Raw genomic sequence first — 19,806 nt, forward strand, 5'->3', positions numbered from 1 at the left:
CCAGTGTTACATTGCGGCTTCCGGAGCCCGCCAGAAGCGGGCCGCGCTGGTTCGCTGACGGCGTCGACGCCCACCCCGACACCGACGCCGGACTGTCATCGAACACAAATAGAATCGCGCGATTCGCGTCCGCGTATATCCCAGCAAGGAGACAAATCGATGAATTGCAAGCCGCTGTTCCGTTCGCTTACCGTCGCCGCCGTATTGAGCGCCGGCCTCAGTCAGGCGGCCCAGGCCGCAACCGAAATCCAGTTCTGGCATGCAATGGAAGCCGCGCTCGGCGAACGTCTGAACGACATCGCGAACGACTTCAACAAATCGCAAAGCGACTACAAGATCGAGCCGGTGTTCAAGGGCACCTACGACCAGACGCTTGCCGCCGGCATCGCGGCCTATCGCAGCGGCAACGCGCCGGCGATCCTGCAGGTCTATGAAGTTGGCACCGCAACGATGATGCAGGCGAAGAAAGCGATCATCCCGGTCACCGAAGTATTCAAGAATGCCGGCGTGCCGCTCGACCAGAAGGCCTTCGTGCCGACCATCGCGAGCTACTACAGCGACTCCAAAACCGGCGAACTGATCTCGATGCCGTTCAACAGCTCGACGCCGGTGCTTTACTACAACAAGGACGCATTCAAGAAGGCCGGGCTCGATCCGAACCAGCCGCCGAAGACCTGGGCCGAACTGCACGCCGACGCGCAAAAGCTGAAGGCTTCGGGCCTGTCGTGCGGCTACTCGTCGGGCTGGCAAAGCTGGATTCAACTCGAGAACTACAGCGCGTGGCATGCGGCGCCGTTCGCGTCGAAGAACAACGGCTTCGACGGCCTCGACGCGCAGCTCGAATTCAACAAGCCGCTGCAGGTCGCGCATATCCAGTTCCTGCAGAACATGGTGAAGGACGGCACGTTCACCTATGTCGGCCGCAAGGACGAACCGGTGTCGAAGTTCTATAGCGGCGACTGCGGGATCATCACGAACTCGTCCGGGTCGCTCGCGACGATCAAGAAATACGCGAAGTTCAATTTCGGTACCGGCATGATGCCGTACGACGAGAGCGTGAAGGGTGCGCCGCAGAACGCGATCATCGGTGGGGCGAGCCTGTGGGTGCTGTCGGGCAAGGATCCGGCGGTGTACAAGGGCGTCGCGAAGTTCCTCGCCTATCTGGCCACGCCGGAAGTCGCGGCGAAATGGCATCAGGACACCGGCTATCTGCCGATCACGACCGCCGCGTATGACCTGACGCGTCAGCAGGGCTTCTACGACAAGAACCCCGGCAGCGACACCGCGATCCGTCAGATGCTGAACAAGCCGCCTCTGCCGTTCACGAAGGGCCTGCGTCTGGGCAACATGCCGCAGATCCGCACCGTGATCGACGAAGAACTCGAACAGGTATGGGCCGGCAAGAAGACGCCGCAACAGGCACTCGACTCGTCGGTCTCGCGCGGCGACGATCTGCTGCGCCGCTTCGAAAAAGCAGGTAACTAAGAGCGGGTAACCAAGGGCTAATCTGCCAACACGCAGCCGGCCCAGGCAGTCCAGGTTTGCGGCGCGAGCGCGCCGCAAACCGCCGTCGCAGCACCTCTTGGGAATTCTCGATGGAAAAGCGCTCCAGCTTCGGCACCAGCGTCCTGCCCTACCTGCTCGTCGCGCCGCAACTGCTCATCACGCTGGTGTTCTTCCTGTGGCCGGCCGGCGAGGCGCTGTGGCAATCGACGCAGAGCCAGGACGCGTTCGGCACGTCCAGCCAGTTCGTCGGCTTCGCGAACTTCCGGCAACTGTTCGCCGATCCGCTGTATCTGTCGTCGTTCAACACGACGATCATTTTTTGCGCGCTCGTCACCGTATCGGGCCTCGTGATCTCGTTGCTGCTCGCGGTCTGCGCGGATCGCGTGACGCGCGCGAAAAAGGTGTATCAGACGCTACTGATCTGGCCGTATGCGGTCGCGCCCGCGATCGCCGCGGTGCTGTGGTCGTTCCTGTTCAACCCGAGCATCGGCCTCGTCACCTATGCGCTCGCGAAATACGGCATCGTGTGGAATCACGCGTTGAACGCGGGTCAGGCGATGTTCCTCGTCGTGCTCGCGTCGGTGTGGCAGCAGGTCAGCTATAACTTTCTGTTCTTCTACGCGGGCTTGCAGGCAATTCCGCGCTCGCTGATCGAAGCGGCCGCGATCGACGGCGCCGGTCCGGTGCGGCGCTTCTTCGGCATCGCGTTGCCGCTGCTGTCGCCCACCACGTTTTTCCTGCTGGTGATCAACGTCACCTACGCATTCTTCGACACCTTCCCGGTAATCGACGCCGCGACCGGCGGCGGCCCAGGACAAGCCACCCGCACGCTGATCTACAAGATCTTCGCGGAAGGCTTCCAGGGGCTCGACATCGGCAGCTCCGGCGCGCAGTCGGTCGTGCTGATGATCATCGTCGTCGCGCTGACCGTCGTGCAATTCCGCTTCATCGAACGCAGGGTTCAATACTCATGATCGAGAACCGACGCGGTTTCGACCTGTTCTGCCACGTGGTGCTGCTGATCGGCGTCGCGCTGGTGGTGTTTCCGGTGTACGTCGCGTTCTGCGCGGCGACGATGAGCGAGCACGAAGTCTTCACGGTGCCGCTGTCGCTGGTGCCGAGCACGCATCTGTTGCAGAACATCGCGACGGTGTGGACCCAGGGCACCGGCAATGCGGCGGCACCGTTCAATCTCATGCTGCTCAACAGCCTCGTGATGGCGCTCGTGATCGCAATCGGCAAGATCTCCGTGTCGATGATCTCCGCGTACGCGATCGTGTTCTTCCGCTTTCCGTTTCGCACGCTCGCGTTCTGGCTGATTTTCATCACGCTGATGCTGCCGGTCGAAGTGCGGATTTTCCCGACCGTCGAAGTCGTGTCGTCGATGCATCTGAGCAATACGTACACCGGTCTGACGCTGCCGCTGATCGCGTCGGCCACCGCGACGTTCCTGTTCCGCCAGTTCTTCAAGACGCTGCCGGACGAACTGATGGAAGCCGCGCGCATCGACGGCGCGGGCGCGCTGCGGTTCTTCTGGGACGTCGTGCTGCCGCTGTCGCGCACGACGATGGCCGCGCTGTTCGTGATCACCTTTATCTACGGCTGGAACCAGTATCTGTGGCCGATCCTGATCACGAGCCAGCAGTCGCTGATGACCGCCGTGATCGGCATCAAAGGCATGATCGCGTCGGGTGACACCGCGACCGAATGGCATCTGGTGATGACCGCGACGCTGCTCGCGATGCTGCCACCGCTCGTCGTCGTGCTGACGATGCAGCGCTGGTTCGTGCGCGGACTCGTGGATTCGGAAAAGTAATTCGGCAAGCACACAAAGAAGGCTAGAACCGCATGGCTGCACTGACTCTGCAACGCGTTAAAAAGACCTACGACGGCAAGCAGTTCATCCTGCACGGCATCGACGTCGACGTCGCCGATGGCGAATTCGTCGTGATGGTCGGCCCGTCCGGCTGCGGCAAATCGACGTTGCTGCGGATGGTGGCCGGGCTCGAACGGATCTCCGACGGGCAGATTTCGATCGCCGGCAAGGTCGTCAACGAACTGGAGCCGAAGGATCGCAACATCGCGATGGTGTTCCAGAACTACGCGCTGTATCCGCATATGACCGTGGCCGAGAACATGGGCTACGCGCTGAAGATCGCGGGTATCGATCGCGCGCAGATCACAAAACGCGTCGAGGCCGCCGCGCAGATTCTCGAACTCGGCGCGCTGCTGCAACGCCGGCCGCGCGAGCTGTCGGGTGGACAGCGGCAGCGCGTCGCGATGGGCCGCGCGATCGTGCGCGAGCCGGCGGTGTTTCTGTTCGACGAGCCGCTGTCGAATCTCGACGCGCGTCTGCGCGTGCAGATGCGGCTCGAAATCCAGCGTCTGCATGCGCGGCTGAAGACCACCAGCCTGTACGTGACGCACGACCAGATCGAAGCGATGACGCTCGCGCAGCGCGTGATCGTGATGAACAAGGGTCACGCCGAGCAGATCGGCGCACCGACCGAGGTCTACGAGCGGCCGGCCACCGTGTTCGTCGCGAGCTTCATCGGCTCGCCGGGGATGAATCTGCTCGATGGCCGCATATCCGACGACGGTGCGACATTCGACGTCGCCGGCAACGGCCCGAAGCTGCCGCTCGCGGGCGTGCCGTCGATCGGCCGCGAAGTCGCGACGGGCCGCGAATGGACGCTCGGCATCCGCCCCGAGCATATGACGCCTGGCGCGCCGAACGCGTCGCACGCGACGCTGACCGTCGATTCCTGCGAACTGCTCGGCGCGGACAATCTTGCACACGGCCGCTGGGGCCAGCACGACGTGACCGCGCGGCTGCCGCATGCGCATCGGCCGGCGGCGGGCGAAGCGCTGCAGGTCGCGTTGCCCGCGCAGCATCTGCACTTCTTCGATCCGGCGACGGGTCGGCGCGCGAACTGAAGCGGGAATATAGGCACGGACATACGGCCAACGCGCACGGCGCGACCGGGACGACAATCGATAACAACATCCGGCAAGACCATGAACGGTATCGTCTTCAGAACCCTGCGGCCGTGCGCGATCTTCACGGCGGCTTTGCTGCTGAACCTGTCGCCCGCATTCGCGTACGTGGCGCCAGCCGCAAGCCCCGACGAAGCCGATCTCAGCAATCACCATAGCTATACCAACCACGACGGCAACACCGTGCACGCGCCGGCGCGGTCGTTGTCCGGCAAGGTCCCCGCGGGCGCGACCGCGCGCTGCCGCGACGGCACCTACAGTTCCAGCCGGCACCACAGCGGCACGTGTTCACGACACAGCGGCGTCGCGGACTGGCTTTGAGCGTCGATCGCTCCGCGCGAACCGACGCTCGCGAGCGCTTTGCGCTGCCGCCGCGAAGTACAATGCCACCTGAACCGCCGGTCCGTGCGCGGGCGCCGTCGATCGAACACCGCGCCGATTGACGCCGGGCTCCAAGCGGCCCCTGATACCGATTACCCATCCACCCTCGACTGCCCGCCCGCACGCGGCCGGCGTCGTCAACGTCTACTGCAAGCAAATGGCCCAATACGTTTTCACCATGAACCGGGTCGGCAAGATCGTGCCGCCCAAGCGCCAGATCCTCAAAGACATCTCGCTGTCGTTCTTCCCCGGCGCGAAGATCGGCCTGCTCGGCCTGAACGGCTCGGGCAAGTCGACGCTGATCCGCATCATGGCCGGCGTCGATACCGAGATCGAAGGCGAAGCCACGCCGATGCCGAACCTGAACATCGGCTATCTGCCGCAGGAACCGCAGCTCGATCCGCAAAAGACCGTGCGTGAAGCCGTCGAAGAAGGCCTCGGCGACGTCTTCAACGCGCAGAAGAAGCTCGACGAAATCTACGCGGCCTACGCGGAACCGGATGCCGACTTCGACGCGCTCGCCGCCGAGCAGGCGAAGTACGAAGCGATCCTCGCGACCTCGGACGGCAGCGCCGAGCAGCAGATCGACATCGCCGCCGACGCGCTGCGTCTGCCGGCGTGGGACGCCAAAATCGAGCATCTGTCGGGCGGCGAAAAGCGCCGCGTCGCGCTGTGCAAGCTGCTGCTGCAAAAGCCCGACATGCTGCTGCTCGACGAGCCGACCAACCACCTCGACGCGGAATCGGTCGAATGGCTCGAGCAGTTCCTGACGCGCTTCCCGGGCACCGTGGTCGCGGTCACGCACGATCGCTACTTCCTCGATAACGCGGCCGAATGGATTCTCGAACTCGACCGCGGCCACGGCATTCCGTGGAAGGGCAACTACAGCAGCTGGCTCGATCAGAAGGAAGAGCGCCTGAAGCAGGAAGAAGCATCGGAATCGGCGCGCCAGAAAGCGATCAAGAAGGAACTGGAGTGGGTGCGCCAGAACCCGAAGGGCCGTCAGGCGAAGTCGAAGGCGCGTATCGCCCGCTTCGAGGAACTGAACAGCCAGGACTACCAGAAGCGCAACGAAACGCAGGAAATCTTCATTCCGGTCGGCGATCGTCTCGGCAATGAAGTGATCGAGTTCAAGAACGTCAGCAAGTCGTACGGCGACCGTCTACTGCTCGATAACGTCAGCTTCAAGATTCCGGCCGGCGCGATCGTCGGCATCATCGGTCCGAACGGAGCCGGCAAGTCGACACTGTTCCGAATGCTGACCGGCCGCGAACAGCCGGATTCGGGCGAGATCGTGCAAGGCCCGACGGTCAAGCTCGCTTACGTCGATCAAAGCCGTGAAGCGCTGGAAGGCTCAAAGACCGTGTTCGAAGAGATCTCGGGGGGCGCGGATGTGCTGACGGTCGGTAAGTATGAAACGCCGTCGCGTGCGTATATCGGCCGCTTCAACTTCAAGGGCGGCGACCAGCAGAAGATCGTCGGCAATCTGTCCGGTGGTGAGCGCGGCCGTCTGCATCTGGCGAAGACGCTGATCGCCGGCGGCAACGTGCTGCTGCTCGACGAACCGTCGAACGACCTCGACGTCGAAACGCTGCGCGCGCTCGAAGACGCGTTGCTCGAATTCGCCGGCTCGGTGCTGGTGATCTCGCACGATCGCTGGTTCCTCGACCGCATCGCAACGCACATCCTCGCGTTCGAAGGCGATTCGCAAGTCACGTTCTTCGACGGCAACTACCAGGAGTACGAAGCCGACAAGCGCGCGCGTCTCGGCGAAGAAGGTGCGCGGCCGAAGCGTCTGCGTTACAAGCCGATCTCGCGTTAAACGTCGCGCGCTGTTCCGCACTTTGCGTTGCGGGGCAGCGGATAGGCGGCACGGCGCGGCACGCGCATTGCTCGCGTGCCGCGTGACGACCGCGATCACGCGGCATGCCGGCGCAAAGCCGGCCGTCACGATCCGCAGCGTGCGCCGGGGCCAGCGCACCGAAGAGCCGGTCATCAGCATGCCGCGCTACGCGGGGCAATGAAGACTCGTACGAGGAGACAAGCATGGCGATGTCGAAGGGCAGACGCTGGGTCGCCGTCGTGGGCGGCACGCTGCTGGTGCTGATTGTCGTTGCCATCGGCTTGCTGCTGTTCGCACAACACGAAATCAAGGATCGCGTGAGCGCGGCGCTCGGGCCCCTTGGCAGCGCCGAAAGCATCGATGTCGGCCTCACTTCGGTTCGACTGTCCCACGTTCTGTTGAAAGCACCGCCCAACTGGCCGGCCGGCGAGCCGCTGCGCGCCGATGAAATCACCATCACGCCCGACGTGCGCGATCTGCTCGCGCACCGCATGCACATTCGCGAAGTCGTCGTGCGCGGCTTCGATCTGGCCGTACTGCGCACCAAGGACGGTTCGCTGAATCTGCTGCCGAATCTGCGCGAATCGCTGAACCGCTCCGATCAACCCGGCAACGCCGCCGTGCCGTCGATTCCGCGCGAAAAGCAGGTCGACCATATCCGCTTCGAGCAGGGCAACTTCCACTTCTACGACATGACCATCGGGCCGCCGCCGTTCAAGGTAACGGTCAGCAACGCGAGCGCGAGCATCGACAACCTGCATCTGCCGTCGCTCAGCGAGCCGACCAACGTCAGCGTGCGCGGCTCGCTGAAGGGGCCGGCGCACACGGGTACGGTCACGTTCGACGGTTGGATCAAGATCGCGAGCCGCGATTCGCAGACCACCAGCACGCTGCGCGGCGTCGATATCACGATGCTCGATCCGTATCTGCTGAAGAAGGCCGGCGCGCGCACCCAGGTGACGGGCGGCACGGTCGATCTGACGATCGAGTCGACGGTGCGCAACTATCACATGCACGCGCCCGGCACCGTGACGGTTCACAATCTGCGATTGGCGGACACCGACAACCCGTTGGACACGTTCATGTCGATTCCGACCCGCGCCGCCGTCGCCGCGCTGAAGACGCATAACGGCGACATCACGCTGCATTTCGTGCTCGACGGTGATTTGCGCGATCCGAAGTTCTCGGTGCGCGAAGGGATTCTCACGCGCCTCGGCGCGGGGTTCGCGCAAGCGCTCGGGGTTAGTGTCGAAGGGGTCGCGAAGGGGGCCGGAGAGACCGTGAAAGGGCTCGGCAATGCGCTGAAGAATCTGTTGGGGCAGTAGTTTCTGCGCGGTGAAACCGCCGCGGCAAACGCATGCCGGCATGCACGAAAAACGGGCGTCGCATTTTCATGCAGACGCCCGTTCTGTCATTTGCCGGCAGCTCGGCCGTTCAAACCGGCAAGCCCAGCTCCCGCAGCTTCGCTTCGGTCCGCGCGGCGTTCGTGTGATGCACGCCGTGCCAGCCGAGCGCGCTCGCGGCTTCGGCGTTCTTCACGTTATCGTCGATAAAGACGAGTTCGGCAGGCTCAATGCCAGGCATCTGCAATTCGATTCGCCGGCGCATTTCCGCGAAGATCGCCGGGTCCGGCTTGACGAGCTTCACGCGCCCCGACACGACGATGTCGCGAAACCGCCGCAGCACCGGGTAATGCTCCCATGCGTACGGAAAGGTCTCGGCCGACCAGTTGGTAAGCCCGAACAGCGGCACGTTCTCCGCCTCGAGCTTTTCCATCAGCGCGACACCGTCTTCGAGCACGCCCGCCACCATCTCGTGCCAGCGCTCGTAGAACGCGCGGATCAGCGGCTCGTGGTCGGGAAATCTCGCGATCAGTTCGTCCGTCGCTTCGATGATCGGCTGGCCGCCGTCCTGGCGAATCACCCAATCCATCGAGCAGACGTGTGTCAGAAACCAGCGGCGCTCGGTGTCGTCCGGAATCAGCTCGCGATACAGATACTCGGGGCTCCAGTCGATCAGCACGCCGCCGAAATCGAACACCACTGCCTTGATCGCCATGCACGCTCCGTTGGTTCGCAAATGCCTTGCGTGATTGTTCCTGGCCGTTGCCGCGACGCTCAGATCGGCTGGGTGCGCAAGTCGAGCCACGCCTTCGCATCGCCCGTCACGTGCGGCGACAGACGCGTGCGCACAGTCTCGTGATACGCGTTCAGCCACGCGCGCTCGTCGTCGCTCAGCAGCGATAGCTCGATGCAGCGCGTGTCGATCGGGCACAGCGTCAGCGTTTCGAACTTGAGGAAATCGCCGAATTCGGTTTTTTCGGCCGGCACGTTCAGCACGAGGTTTTCGATCCGCACGCCCCACTTGCCCGGCCGGTAAAGACCTGGCTCGTTCGACGTGATCATCCCCTCTTCCATCGCGGTCCACGGTTCGGCCGGCGCGTAGTGCGAGATCACCTGCGGGCCTTCGTGCACGTTCAGGAAGTAGCCGACGCCGTGGCCGGTGCCGTGGCCGTAATCGGCGCCTGCCTGCCAGATCGGCGCGCGCGCGATCGCATCGAGCATCGGCGAGCGAATGCCGCGCGGAAATTGCGCGCGCGACAACGCGATCATGCCCTTCAGCACGACCGTGAAATCGCGCCGCTGCGCCTCACTCGGCGTACCCACCGGCACGACTCGCGTGATATCGGTCGTGCCGCTCAGGTACTGGCCACCCGAGTCGATCAGCAGCAGGCCATTGCCTTCGATCACCGCATGGGACTCGCTGGTCGCGCGATAGTGCGGCATCGCGCCGTTCGCGTTGAAGCCCGCGATCGTCGAAAAGCTCAGCGATACGAAGCCCGGACGGCGCGCGCGGGCCGCGCTCAGGCGTTCGTCGATGGTCAGTTCGGTGATGCGCTCGCGGCCCAGCGCGGCTTCGAACCATGCGAAGAATTCGGCCAACGCGGCGCCGTCCTGCTCCATCGTCTCGCGCACATGCGCGGCATCGGCGGCGGTCTTGCGCGACTTCAGGAAGGTGGACGGATTAACCGCTTCGACCACCTTGACCGTCGACGGCACCGCCTGCAGCGAGCCATACGTGATGCGGCGCGGGTCGATCAGCAGCGTGCTGCCGGCCGGCAGCGCGGCGAGAGAATCGGCGGCCTTCGCATACGGTTCGACGCTGATGCCGTCGCGCGCGAGCACGGCTGCCAGCTCCGGCGATACCTTGCCGTCGGCGATAAACAGCGACACGCGATCCGCGCCGATCAGCGCATGCGCGACGAACACCGGGTTATAACTGACGTCGGCGCCGCGCAGATTCAGCAGCCACGCGAGATCGTCGAGCGTCGAGATGAAGTGCCATTGCGCACCTTTGTCCGTCATCGCGCGGCGCACCTGCGTGAGCTTTTCCGCGCGCGTGACGCCTGCCTGCGGCGCCGTGTGCTCGAACACCGCATCGGCGGGCAGCGTCGGACGCTGCGCCCAGATTGCGTCGAACAGATCGGCGTCGGTCCGCAGTTGCACGCCGCGCGCGTCGAGCGCCGCGCTCAAGGCCCGCGCCGCCGCGACGCCGAGCACCGCGCCGTCCACGCCAACCGTACCGCCGCTCGGGACGTTCTGCGCAAGCCACTCGAAATACGGCGTGGTCAGCTGGCCGCCGGTCATCTTCATCAGCTCGACACCGGTGCCGGCCAGTTGCGCGTTCGCCTGCTCCCAATAGCGGCTGTCGGTCCAGACACCGGCGAAATCGGCGCTCACGACCAGTGTGCCGGCCGAGCCGGTGAAGCCCGACAGCCACTGGCGGCCTTGCCAGCGTCCGGGCAAATATTCCGACAGATGCGGGTCCGCGGACGGCACCAGATAAGCGGCGATGCCTTCGCGCGCCATCGCGGCGCGCAGGCTCGCAAGACGCTCGGGAATGGAGGAGGTTTCGGGGAGTCGGGCGTTCATGGAGTTACCTGCAAAGATTCATCGACGGCTCGAGCGGCCGGGAAAAAGGCCGACCGTCATGGCGACGGCGATCAGCGCGACGGCGGTGCACACCGGCCATTCGAGGATGTCGCCATCATGGAAGAGACCGGTCACGTTGCCGGCCATGCGCGCGACGCTCGCGCCGAGCAGCCCGGCTACGAGCGCAATCCACCAGCTGGCGCGGCTCGCACGGCGCAGCGGATGCAACCACCAGCCAGCGACGCCAACCACCGCGCCAAGTACGAGGATGCCCGGCCAGCCCATCAGAAGCGGGCTCCGAAATGGCATGCGGCTGGGCACGCACATGATGGCAACAGCGCGATTGAAAGGGACTGGAGCGGCAATTTCAGAATCGTCTCATAGTCGGAGGGAGCCGGCACGGCTAGCATTTTTGCCTCCTTAACTATAAAAGTTCGGCACGGCGCTTTCCGCATAGCGGTTGAGTTTAGGGGTCGGGGTGTGCTTAGGCAAGCGGTCAGTCTGACGAAAACGCCCGGCCCCGCCCGTTGCCAGGCTGACGCCGCGCCATGCGCATCGCCCTTATCGAACCGGACCTGCAACACGCCAAACTGGTCGACCGCCTGGTCTTCGCCGGCGGCCACGTCTGCCAGCACTTCACCACCAGCAGTACGTTCCTGCAGCATGCGAAGGACGAATTCTTCGACCTTCTGATCACCGAAAGCTGGGCCGGCGACCATTGCGCCGAGGACGTGATCCCGCGCGCCCGATCCATTCTGCCAGGCCTGCCGGTCATGATGATGATCCGTGCGCCGCGCGAGAGCCAGATCGTCGCCGCATTGCACGCCGGCGCCGACGACTGCGTGAGCAAGCCGGTGCGCGGCCCCGAGATGCTGGCCCGGATCGAAGCGCTGCAGCGCCGCGCCGGCTTGCGGCGGCCGGCCAACCGGCGGCGGGATACCATCAGCGGCTATTCGTTCGACGCGGCGGGCTTCGCCGTCTCCTTCCGCGATCTGACCGTCGTCCTGACCCCAAAGGAATTCCGCCTCGCGCTGCTGCTCTTCAACAACCTGGCGCGGCCGGTGTCGCGCGCGCATATCCTCGAAACGGTGTGGTTGCGGCGCCGCGACGTGAAGTCGCGCACCATCGACACCCATGCGTCGCGCGTACGCAGCAAGCTGCAACTGCGCCCGGAGCTTGGTTATTCGCTGGTGCCGGTCTATGGTTACGGCTACCAGCTCGATGCGGTTCCGCTGGAAGGCATCGCAGGCGCCGGCTGAGCCATACGCGGTATGCGGCGGGCGGAATGTGAAAATCGTGGAAACGCTATAATATGGGGCTTAACGATAGCTCCCCAAAATGCAGCTCCTAACGATCGGAATCAACCACCACACTGCGCCTGTCGCCTTGCGCGAACGCGTGGCGTTTCCGCTCGAACAGATCAAGCCCGCTCTCGATACGTTCAAGGGCATCTGGCTGGGCCGCATGGCCCCCAATGCGCCTGAAGCTGCAATTCTCTCCACCTGCAACCGCACCGAACTCTACTGCGCGACCGACGACCTCGCCGCCCGCGAAGCCTCGATCCAGTGGCTGTCGAAGTACCACAACCTCCCCGTCGAAGAACTCGCGCCGCACGTGTACGCGCTGCCGCAATCGGAAGCGGTGCGCCATGCGTTTCGCGTGGCATCGGGCCTCGACTCGATGGTGCTCGGCGAAACGCAGATCGTCGGACAGATGAAGGACGCGGTGCGCACCGCGTCGGAGGCCGGCGCCCTCGGCACCTATCTGAACCAGCTGTTCCAGCGCACCTTCGCGGTCGCGAAGGAAGTGCGCAGCACGACCGAAATCGGCGCGCAGTCGGTATCGATGGCCGCCGCCGCGGTGCGTCTCGCGCAGCGCATTTTCGACAAGATCGCGAACCAGCGCGTGCTGTTCATCGGCGCGGGCGAAATGATCGAACTGTGCGCCACGCACTTCGCCGCGCAGCAGCCGCGCGAGCTGGTGGTCGCGAACCGCACCGCCGAGCGCGGCCAGCGGCTCGCCGAGCGCTTCAACGGCCGCGCGATTCCGCTGTCGGAGTTGCCCGCGCGGATGCACGAATTCGACATCATCGTGTCCTGCACCGCGTCCACGCTACCGATCATCGGTCTGGGGGCGGTCGAGCGCGCGGTTAAGGCGCGTCGTCACCGGCCGATTTTCATGGTCGACCTCGCGGTGCCTCGCGACATCGAACCCGAAGCCGGCCAGCTCGAAGACGTGTTCCTGTACACCGTCGACGACCTCGGCGCGATCGTCCGCGAAGGCAATGCGTCGCGGCAAGCCGCGGTCGCGCAGGCCGAAGCAATCATCGAAACGCGCGTACAGAATTTCATGCAGTGGCTCGACGCGCGCAGCATCGTGCCGGTGATCCGCCACATGCACACGCAGGCCGACGCGCTGCGTCGCGCCGAAGTCGAACGCGCGCAGAAGATGCTCGCGCGCGGCGAGGATCCCGCCGCCGTGCTCGAAGCGCTGTCTCAAGCGCTCACCAACAAGCTGATCCACGGTCCCACGCACGCGCTCAATCGCGCGAGCAGCGACAATCGCGACAAGCTGATCGAGCTGATGAGCGGCTTCTACAAGCACTCCGGCTCGTCCGAGCGTTAGCGGCGCAGTCATCGCCGCGCCCTGCGCGCCGTTATCACGCGGCTCGCGATGCGCTTCCGCCCCGGGCCTCCGCCCCCACAAGTCCATTTTCTGGCCGTCTTCCTTTCCGGAGTCCGCTCCGCTACCGCCCGATGAAAACGAGCATGCAACGCAAGCTCGACCAGCTCACCACCCGGCTGGCCGAACTGAACGACCTGTTGAGCCGCGAGGACATCACCGCCAACCTCGACCAGTACCGCAAGCTCACGCGTGAACACGCGGAGCTGGGGCCGGTTGTCGAGCACTACGGGCTCTGGCGCCAGGCGCAAAACGACGCGACCACCGCGCAGGAACTGCTGACCGACGCGTCGATGCGCGATTTCGCCGAAGAGGAAATCCGCGCCGCGCGCGAGCGCATGGAAACGCTCGGCGTCGAGTTGCAGAAAATGCTGCTGCCGAAAGATCCGAACGACGAGCGCAACATCTTCCTCGAAATCCGCGCGGGCACCGGCGGCGACGAATCCGCGCTATTCGCCGGCGACCTGCTGCGCATGTATCTGCGCTACGCCGAGCGCAATCGCTGGCAGGTCGAGATGATGTCGGCGAGCGAATCGGACCTCGGCGGCTACCGCGAAGTGATCGTACGGATCGCCGGCGACGCCGCGTATTCGAAGCTCAAGTTCGAATCGGGCGGACATCGCGTGCAGCGCGTGCCGGCCACTGAAACGCAGGGCCGCATCCATACGTCGGCCTGCACGGTCGCGGTGATGCCGGAAGCCGACGAGATCGGCGAAGTCGAGATCAATCCGTCCGAGCTGCGCATCGACACGTTCCGCGCATCGGGCGCGGGCGGTCAGCACATCAACAAAACCGACTCCGCGGTGCGCGTCACGCACTTGCCAACCGGCATCGTCGTCGAATGTCAGGACGACCGCTCACAGCACAAGAACAAGGACCGCGCGCTGAAAGTGCTCGCCGCGCGCATCAAGGACAAGCAAACGCACGAGCAGCAGACCAAGGAAGCGGCGACGCGCAAGAACCTGATCGGCTCGGGCGACCGTTCGGAGCGCATCCGCACGTACAACTTCCCGCAGGGGCGTCTTACCGACCACCGGATCAACCTGACGCTGTATCGCCTCGAAGCAATCATGGACGGCGATCTCGACGAGCTGATCGCGGCGCTCGTCAGCGAGCATCAGGCCGAGTTGCTGGCCTCGCTCGGCGACGCGGACTGAGCGCTTCTCAAAAATGACCGACGCTCCCTCAGCCCCGCTCGATTCATCTGGCCGGCCCGCCACCGCCGACGCGCTGCTGCGCGCGTCGCCGTTGCCGGCGCTCGAAGCGCGCATCCTGCTCACGCACGTGCTCGGCTGGCGGCGCACGCAGTTGATTACGCGTGGTGAGGAGCCGCTCAACGGCGCGAGCGTCGAGCGTTATCGCACGCTCGAGGCTCGGCGTGCCGCGGGCGAGCCGGTCGCGCAACTGGTCGGCGCGCGGGAGTTTTTCGGGCTCGAGTTCGAAGTCACGCCGCAGGTGCTGATTCCGCGCCCGGAAACCGAGCTGCTGGTCGAAACGGCGCTGGCGGCGATCGAAAACCGGCCGCGCGCGCAGGTGCTCGATCTCGGCACCGGTACCGGCGCGATCGCGGTCGCGATCGCCTCGATGCGACCCGACGCGCGGGTCTGGGCGCTCGACCGCTCGGCGGATGCACTCGCGGTCGCCACGCGCAACGGCACACGCCTGCTCGATGCGAACCGGCCAGGCGGCGCCGTGACGTTCCTGCAAAGCGACTGGTACGGCTCGCTCGATGCCGCGCTGCGCTTCGACGCGATCGTCAGCAATCCGCCGTATATCGCGAACGGCGACCCGCATCTGCTCGAAGGTGATCTGCGTTTCGAGCCGCGCGGCGCGCTCACCGACGAAGCGGATGGCCTGAGCGCGATTCGCACGATCATCGCTGGGGCGCCCGGCCGTCTCGTCGCCGGCGGTGCGCTGTGGATCGAGCACGGCTACGATCAGGCCGAAGCCGTGCGTGCGTTGCTGAACGCGCAAGGTTTCGCACAGGTTCGCTCGGAGCGGGATCTTGCCGGTATCGAGCGAATCAGCGGCGGACTGTGGCGCGGCAACGGCGCTGCATAAGGCTCGGCGCGGCTTTGCACTAGCCGTTCGACCGGCACAACCGGAACCCCTTCGGCCCGAAGTGCCTCCGGCCGCCTCTAGCGAAATCCGCTATCATTTCAGCCTATTCCCTACACATCACGGAACCGCAAGGTCAGTCATGGATACGCAACAACGCATCAAGCAAATCGTCGACGGCAACAACGTCGTTCTTTTCATGAAGGGCACGGCCCAGTTCCCGATGTGCGGTTTTTCGGGCCGCGCGATCCAGATCCTGAAGGCGTGTGGCGTCGGTGAGATCAAGACCGTCAATGTCCTCGAAGACGATGAAGTCCGCCAGGGCATCAAGACGTTCTCGAACTGGCCGACCATTCCGCAGCTGTATGTGAACGGCGAATTCATCGGCGGCTCGGACATCATGATGGAGATGTACGAATCGGGCGAATTGCAGCAGCTGTTCGCCGCGGCCTGAGCGTTCTCGCGTCAGGTTCGCTTCTCGCTTCACATCTGGCGTCGCGAGCCCGGCTGCAAAGCCGCATCGCGACGCCTTGCCGGTTGATCTGATCGTCGCGATCACTGGTGCTACCGGATGCCATCGTCGGCGTCCGGTTGTACGTCGATTCAATCTCGCGCGTCTGCGCAACATGACGGCCGTCATCGAGATCGCTGGCGTGATCTTCCCGCCCTGCCCGCGTTCTATAACTAGCCCACGTCGACCGACGAAATGGTCGATCACACAGAGTCGCGCGCGTGCATGCACGATCTGTCACCCTCGGTCCCACCGCTGTCGCCCGTGTATCAAGGTTTGCGCGGCGCGCTCGATTGACTCCATGCGTGGGTCATCTGGCTTTCTGGTCATGGCCGCCAGCGGCGCGCTCCTGACCCGTCGTACTGGACGAATCCACTCGCCGCGGATTAACAACAACGGCGACACAATCAATTCCGCAAGCCCCCGTTTATAAAACGGAGCCGCGAATCTATATTCATAGCAACCCAATTCTCCACGCCGCGTCCGCGCGGCCGCGTTGCCGCCATGAACCGCTTACCTTCGCTTTTCCTGTCCCACGGCGCCCCCACGTTGCCGATCGATCCGTCGATGCCGTCCGCCGAATTCGGCACGCTCGGCGCGCAACTGCCACGCCCCGAAGCCATCCTGATGCTGTCGGCCCACTGGGGCACCGCTCAGCCGCTCGCAAGCATCGCGACGGCGCCCGAAACCATCCACGATTTCTACGGTTTTCCGCGCCAGCTTTATGAAATCCAGTACCCGGCGCCGGGCGCACCGGACATCGCGCGTCGCGCCGCCGCGTTGCTGGGCGCGCACGGCATCGCCGCGGATGTGCAGCCGCACGGGCTCGACCATGGCGCCTGGGTGCCGATGCTGCTGATGTTCCCGCACGCGGACGTGCCGGTCGCGCAGTTGTCGATTCAGCCGCATCTGGACGCGGAGCATCATTTCCGCGTCGGCCGCGCGCTGCGCGCGCTGAAGGACGAAGGCGTGATGGTGATCGGTTCCGGGCAGATCACGCACAACCTGCGCGCCGCCGACTTTTCCGCGCGCCCGGAAGACGCCGATCCGCGCGTGACCGAATTCACCGACTGGTTCGAGCAAAAGCTCGCCGCGCGCGATATCGACGCTTTGCTCGACTATCGCCGCCAGGCGCCGCACGCGGTGCTGATGCACCCGACCGACGAGCATCTGCTGCCGGTTTTCGCCGCGCTCGGCGCCGCGGACGACGACTATTCGCTCGCGACCCAGTCGCTCGGCACCTACCAGCGCTCGCTCGCGATGACGAACTACGTGTTCGGCACCGCCTGATCAGGCCGCGGAAACGAGGCGGCGAACGCTCGCCGAAGCTACCCGAGGCGACCTAAAGCGGTGAACGCCGGGCTGACACAACTCCGCAAACGAGGCGGCTGACGGCCAAAGCGGCCCAAAGCCACCCTGGAGCGCCCCAAAGCGGCCAGCGCCGAGCAGCCCCCCCACACCAGTTCCCCCCATAAAAAAACGCCGCCCGGCTTACACCGGGCGGCGTTTTTTCATCCAGATCCGCCTACCGCGAATCCGCTGGACTCGACATGACGCTCAATGCGCGCCCATGCCTTCGAGCACTTCGTCGTGTTCTTCGCGCTCGTCCAGATACTCGGAGCGATAGCCGCTATGCACGCCCCAGTAATAGAACACCAGCGAGAAAGCGATCACGACCAGCATGTCCCAGCCGTACGGCAGGATGCCGAAGCCGCCGAACTCCTTGCTGCCGATCAGCGACAGCACCGCCATGATCGGCAGATAAGCCACCAGCCACCATGCGGCCTTCAGATCGCGGCCCCAGCCCTCGAAGCCCTGCTTCGCCTGGAAGTAGAAGTACACCGGCAACGCGACGACCATCAGCAGAATGATTTCGCCGGTCAGCGGCCACTTCGCCCAGTACAGGATCAACGATGCGCAGACAAACGCGAACGGCGCGATCACCTTCATACCGGCGATATGCAGCGGCCGCTCCAGATCCGTCGCCGCGCGGCGCAGCGCCATCAGGCTGATCGGGCCGGTCAGATACGAGATCACGGTCGCGACCGAAATCACCGCCGCGAGCGAACTCCAGCCGCGGAAAAAGAACAGGAAGATAAACGACACGAACAGGTTGAACCACATCGCCGGACGCGGCACGCCGTACAGCGGATGCACCTGACCGAAGATCTTCGGCATCGTGTTGTTGCGCTCCATCGCGTAGATCATCCGCGTGGTGGTCGCCATGTAGGTCGTACCCGTGCCGCTCGGGCTCACGAATGCATCGACGTACAGCATGATCGCCAGCCAGTTCAGATTCAGCGCGATCGCCAGCTCCGCGAACGGCGACGCGAAGTTGAAGTGGCTCCAGCCCTTCGCGACGTCGGCCGGATTCACCGAGCCGATGTACGCGATCTGCAGCAGCACGTAGATCACGAGCGCGAGCAGGATCGAGCCGATCACCGCGAACGGCACGCTTTTGGCCGGATTGCGCGCTTCACCCGCGAGGTTGACCGGGCTCTGGAAGCCGTTGAACGCGAACACGATGCCGCTCGTCGCCACCGCGGTCAGCACCGCCGACCAGCCGTACGGCGCGAAGGTGGTGGTCTGGCCGAAGTTCTCCGTGTGTACGCCGGTCGCCATCAGGCCGGCGATCGTCGCGCCCGGGATCAGGAACTTGAAGATCGTGATCGCCGTGTTGGCGCGCGCGAACAGCTTCACGCCCCAGTAGTTGAGCAGGAAGTAGATGATCACGAGCACGGCCGACAGCAATAGCCCGTTAGTCGTCAATGAACCGCCGACGAACAGCGCATGCGCCCAGTCGTACGGCCACGTACTCATATATTGAATGGAAGCTTCGGCCTCGATTGGGATCACGGATACGATCGCGATCCAGTTGGCCCACGCGCTGATGAAACCGACCAGCGCGCCATGCGAGTAGCGCGCGTAGCGCACCATCCCGCCCGATTCCGGAAACATCGCGCCGAGCTCCGCGTAGGTCAGCGCAATCGCCAGAATCACGACCGCTCCGATGATCCACGCGCAGATGGCAGCCGGACCGGCGATCTTTGCAGCCTTCCACGCACCGAACAGCCAGCCCGAGCCGATGATCGAACCCAGACCGGTCAGCATCAGCGCGAATGGCCCGATGTTCCGTTGTATAGAACTTTTCACGTCTTCTCCTAAATCAGAACCATGTCGGCACCGCGTGACATCGCTCGTGGCGGCGGGACGGGGTGACGCGCATGCATGCGCGCCGCGTGATGCAAAACAAAAGAGGTGCAACCGACGCGCGGCGCGTAGTTTAACGGTTGCACCGTATTGATGCAGTGAAACTGCCGCTCATCCGGGGGTTCTCCCTGATAAAAAAGCTTGCGCACGACGCAAGCTTTGTAAGAATTTATGGTATGCACTGTCGAAGTTTCATCCGGATACGAACAGACAGTTGACCTTCGTGCCAATTCGCCGTATAACGTTCGGGCAGGATTTCAAGTGGCGAGTGAAGTGGTTCTTTCGTAGTTCGCCCATCAACGGTACTCCGGTTGGTCCCATTACCCCCTTCCTTGATTTTCATGCACCCCGGGCTTCGGCCTTATTCACCATTTTTAGGAACAAGTAATATGGAAACCGGTACCGTCAAGTGGTTCAATGACGCAAAGGGCTTTGGCTTTATCACTCCTGACGGCGGCGGCGAAGATCTGTTCGCGCATTTCTCGGAAATCCGCGTTGAAGGCTTCAAGACGCTGCAAGAAAACCAGAAGGTCACGTTCGAAGTGAAGACGGGCCCGAAGGGCAAGCAAGCCGCTAACATCAAGCCGGCTTAAGCTTCCCAGCCTCCTTCGGGATGCAAAAAAACCCCGCCTCGGCGGGGTTTTTTTATTATCCGCGTAAATGGATACACCGATTAAATTCGCAAT

The 19,806-nt window shown here is 64.0% G+C and carries 18 protein-coding genes; 14 read left to right on the forward strand and 4 right to left on the reverse strand.

Annotation, left to right across the window (positions count from 1 at the left end; translation table 11 throughout):
• Positions 1-159: 159 nt before the first annotated feature.
• From ugpB to L0U82_RS16240, 7 genes are all read left to right on the forward strand, one after another.
• Positions 160-1,485: a sn-glycerol-3-phosphate ABC transporter substrate-binding protein UgpB gene (gene ugpB / locus L0U82_RS16210; RefSeq protein ID WP_233832265.1), complete on the forward strand. Its 1,326-nt coding sequence runs from the start codon at positions 160-162 to the stop codon at positions 1,483-1,485.
• 110 nt (positions 1,486-1,595) lie between these two features.
• Complete coding sequence (gene ugpA, locus L0U82_RS16215) at positions 1,596-2,480, forward strand: sn-glycerol-3-phosphate ABC transporter permease UgpA (protein ID WP_233832266.1); 885 nt, start codon at positions 1,596-1,598, stop codon at positions 2,478-2,480.
• On the forward strand, positions 2,477-3,322 hold the full coding sequence (gene ugpE / locus L0U82_RS16220) for a sn-glycerol-3-phosphate ABC transporter permease UgpE (RefSeq protein ID WP_233832269.1): 846 nt from the start codon (positions 2,477-2,479) through the stop codon (positions 3,320-3,322). The genes ugpA and ugpE overlap by 4 nt, the downstream gene beginning before the upstream one ends.
• Before the next feature lie 32 nt (positions 3,323-3,354).
• Positions 3,355-4,443, forward strand: coding sequence for a sn-glycerol-3-phosphate import ATP-binding protein UgpC (locus tag L0U82_RS16225; RefSeq protein WP_233832271.1), 1,089 nt, complete (start codon positions 3,355-3,357; stop codon positions 4,441-4,443).
• Between the two features lie 81 nt (positions 4,444-4,524).
• Positions 4,525-4,824 (forward strand): DUF3761 domain-containing protein, encoded by a 300-nt coding sequence (locus L0U82_RS16230; protein ID WP_233832273.1) that lies wholly within the window; start codon positions 4,525-4,527, stop codon positions 4,822-4,824.
• Positions 4,825-5,041: 217 nt separating this feature from the next.
• Positions 5,042-6,706 (forward strand): energy-dependent translational throttle protein EttA, encoded by a 1,665-nt coding sequence (gene ettA / locus L0U82_RS16235; RefSeq protein WP_233832274.1) that lies wholly within the window; start codon positions 5,042-5,044, stop codon positions 6,704-6,706.
• 224 nt (positions 6,707-6,930) lie between these two features.
• On the forward strand, positions 6,931-8,052 hold the full coding sequence (locus tag L0U82_RS16240; protein WP_233832276.1) for a DUF748 domain-containing protein: 1,122 nt from the start codon (positions 6,931-6,933) through the stop codon (positions 8,050-8,052).
• A 109-nt stretch (positions 8,053-8,161) separates the two neighbouring features.
• Here the strand turns inward: L0U82_RS16240 and L0U82_RS16245 are convergent, their stop codons facing one another.
• The 3 genes from L0U82_RS16245 to L0U82_RS16255 are packed head-to-tail and all read right to left on the reverse strand — an operon-like array spanning position 8,162 to position 10,944.
• Positions 8,162-8,785 (reverse strand): HAD family hydrolase, encoded by a 624-nt coding sequence (locus L0U82_RS16245; RefSeq protein WP_233832278.1) that lies wholly within the window; start codon positions 8,783-8,785, stop codon positions 8,162-8,164.
• A gap of 59 nt (positions 8,786-8,844) precedes the next feature.
• Complete coding sequence (locus L0U82_RS16250) at positions 8,845-10,659, reverse strand: aminopeptidase P family protein (RefSeq protein ID WP_233832280.1); 1,815 nt, start codon at positions 10,657-10,659, stop codon at positions 8,845-8,847.
• A gap of 18 nt (positions 10,660-10,677) precedes the next feature.
• On the reverse strand, positions 10,678-10,944 hold the full coding sequence (locus L0U82_RS16255) for a hypothetical protein (protein ID WP_233833301.1): 267 nt from the start codon (positions 10,942-10,944) through the stop codon (positions 10,678-10,680).
• Between the two features lie 263 nt (positions 10,945-11,207).
• Here L0U82_RS16255 and L0U82_RS16260 point away from each other — a divergent pair, with 263 nt between their 5' ends.
• The 6 genes from L0U82_RS16260 (at position 11,208) to L0U82_RS16290 (ending at position 17,200) form a co-directional block, all read left to right on the forward strand.
• Positions 11,208-11,918, forward strand: a complete 711-nt coding sequence (locus L0U82_RS16260; protein ID WP_233832281.1) for a response regulator transcription factor — start codon at positions 11,208-11,210, stop codon at positions 11,916-11,918.
• Positions 11,919-11,997: 79 nt separating this feature from the next.
• Positions 11,998-13,284 (forward strand): glutamyl-tRNA reductase, encoded by a 1,287-nt coding sequence (gene hemA / locus L0U82_RS16265; protein ID WP_233832283.1) that lies wholly within the window; start codon positions 11,998-12,000, stop codon positions 13,282-13,284.
• 131 nt (positions 13,285-13,415) lie between these two features.
• Complete coding sequence (gene prfA, locus L0U82_RS16270; protein ID WP_233832284.1) at positions 13,416-14,498, forward strand: peptide chain release factor 1; 1,083 nt, start codon at positions 13,416-13,418, stop codon at positions 14,496-14,498.
• 13 nt (positions 14,499-14,511) lie between these two features.
• A complete protein-coding gene (prmC, locus tag L0U82_RS16275; RefSeq protein WP_233832285.1) occupies positions 14,512-15,402 on the forward strand; it encodes a peptide chain release factor N(5)-glutamine methyltransferase in 891 nt (296 codons plus the stop codon).
• 139 nt (positions 15,403-15,541) lie between these two features.
• Positions 15,542-15,853, forward strand: coding sequence for a Grx4 family monothiol glutaredoxin (grxD, locus tag L0U82_RS16280; RefSeq protein ID WP_233832287.1), 312 nt, complete (start codon positions 15,542-15,544; stop codon positions 15,851-15,853).
• Between the two features lie 561 nt (positions 15,854-16,414).
• Complete coding sequence (locus L0U82_RS16290; protein WP_233832288.1) at positions 16,415-17,200, forward strand: DODA-type extradiol aromatic ring-opening family dioxygenase; 786 nt, start codon at positions 16,415-16,417, stop codon at positions 17,198-17,200.
• A 267-nt stretch (positions 17,201-17,467) separates the two neighbouring features.
• Here L0U82_RS16290 and L0U82_RS16295 read toward each other — a convergent pair whose 3' ends face one another.
• Complete coding sequence (locus L0U82_RS16295) at positions 17,468-19,063, reverse strand: APC family permease (RefSeq protein ID WP_233832290.1); 1,596 nt, start codon at positions 19,061-19,063, stop codon at positions 17,468-17,470.
• A 446-nt stretch (positions 19,064-19,509) separates the two neighbouring features.
• On the opposite strand from L0U82_RS16295, the gene L0U82_RS16300 reads away from it, so the two are divergent.
• Entirely contained in the window at positions 19,510-19,713 is a 204-nt protein-coding gene (locus L0U82_RS16300; RefSeq protein ID WP_035936159.1) for a cold-shock protein, read from the forward strand.
• Positions 19,714-19,806: the final 93 nt, after the last annotated feature.

This window comes from Paraburkholderia sp. ZP32-5, from assembly GCF_021390495.1.
In the GTDB taxonomy this organism is placed as follows: domain Bacteria; phylum Pseudomonadota; class Gammaproteobacteria; order Burkholderiales; family Burkholderiaceae; genus Paraburkholderia.

Bases quoted from the DNA above. Each gene is read 5' to 3' on its own strand.
- ugpB (WP_233832265.1), top strand. From the start codon at position 160: ATGAATTGCAAGCCGCTGTTCCGTTCGCTTACCGTCGCCGCCGTATTG.
- ugpA (WP_233832266.1), top strand. From the start codon at position 1,596: ATGGAAAAGCGCTCCAGCTTCGGCACCAGCGTCCTGCCCTACCTGCTC.
- ugpE (WP_233832269.1), top strand. From the start codon at position 2,477: ATGATCGAGAACCGACGCGGTTTCGACCTGTTCTGCCACGTGGTGCTG.
- L0U82_RS16225 (WP_233832271.1), top strand. From the start codon at position 3,355: ATGGCTGCACTGACTCTGCAACGCGTTAAAAAGACCTACGACGGCAAG.
- L0U82_RS16230 (WP_233832273.1), top strand. From the start codon at position 4,525: ATGAACGGTATCGTCTTCAGAACCCTGCGGCCGTGCGCGATCTTCACG.
- ettA (WP_233832274.1), top strand. From the start codon at position 5,042: ATGGCCCAATACGTTTTCACCATGAACCGGGTCGGCAAGATCGTGCCG.
- L0U82_RS16240 (WP_233832276.1), top strand. From the start codon at position 6,931: ATGGCGATGTCGAAGGGCAGACGCTGGGTCGCCGTCGTGGGCGGCACG.
- L0U82_RS16245 (WP_233832278.1), bottom strand. From the start codon at position 8,785: ATGGCGATCAAGGCAGTGGTGTTCGATTTCGGCGGCGTGCTGATCGAC.
- L0U82_RS16250 (WP_233832280.1), bottom strand. From the start codon at position 10,659: ATGAACGCCCGACTCCCCGAAACCTCCTCCATTCCCGAGCGTCTTGCG.
- L0U82_RS16255 (WP_233833301.1), bottom strand. From the start codon at position 10,944: ATGGGCTGGCCGGGCATCCTCGTACTTGGCGCGGTGGTTGGCGTCGCT.
- L0U82_RS16260 (WP_233832281.1), top strand. From the start codon at position 11,208: ATGCGCATCGCCCTTATCGAACCGGACCTGCAACACGCCAAACTGGTC.
- hemA (WP_233832283.1), top strand. From the start codon at position 11,998: ATGCAGCTCCTAACGATCGGAATCAACCACCACACTGCGCCTGTCGCC.
- prfA (WP_233832284.1), top strand. From the start codon at position 13,416: ATGAAAACGAGCATGCAACGCAAGCTCGACCAGCTCACCACCCGGCTG.
- prmC (WP_233832285.1), top strand. From the start codon at position 14,512: ATGACCGACGCTCCCTCAGCCCCGCTCGATTCATCTGGCCGGCCCGCC.
- grxD (WP_233832287.1), top strand. From the start codon at position 15,542: ATGGATACGCAACAACGCATCAAGCAAATCGTCGACGGCAACAACGTC.
- L0U82_RS16290 (WP_233832288.1), top strand. From the start codon at position 16,415: ATGAACCGCTTACCTTCGCTTTTCCTGTCCCACGGCGCCCCCACGTTG.
- L0U82_RS16300 (WP_035936159.1), top strand. From the start codon at position 19,510: ATGGAAACCGGTACCGTCAAGTGGTTCAATGACGCAAAGGGCTTTGGC.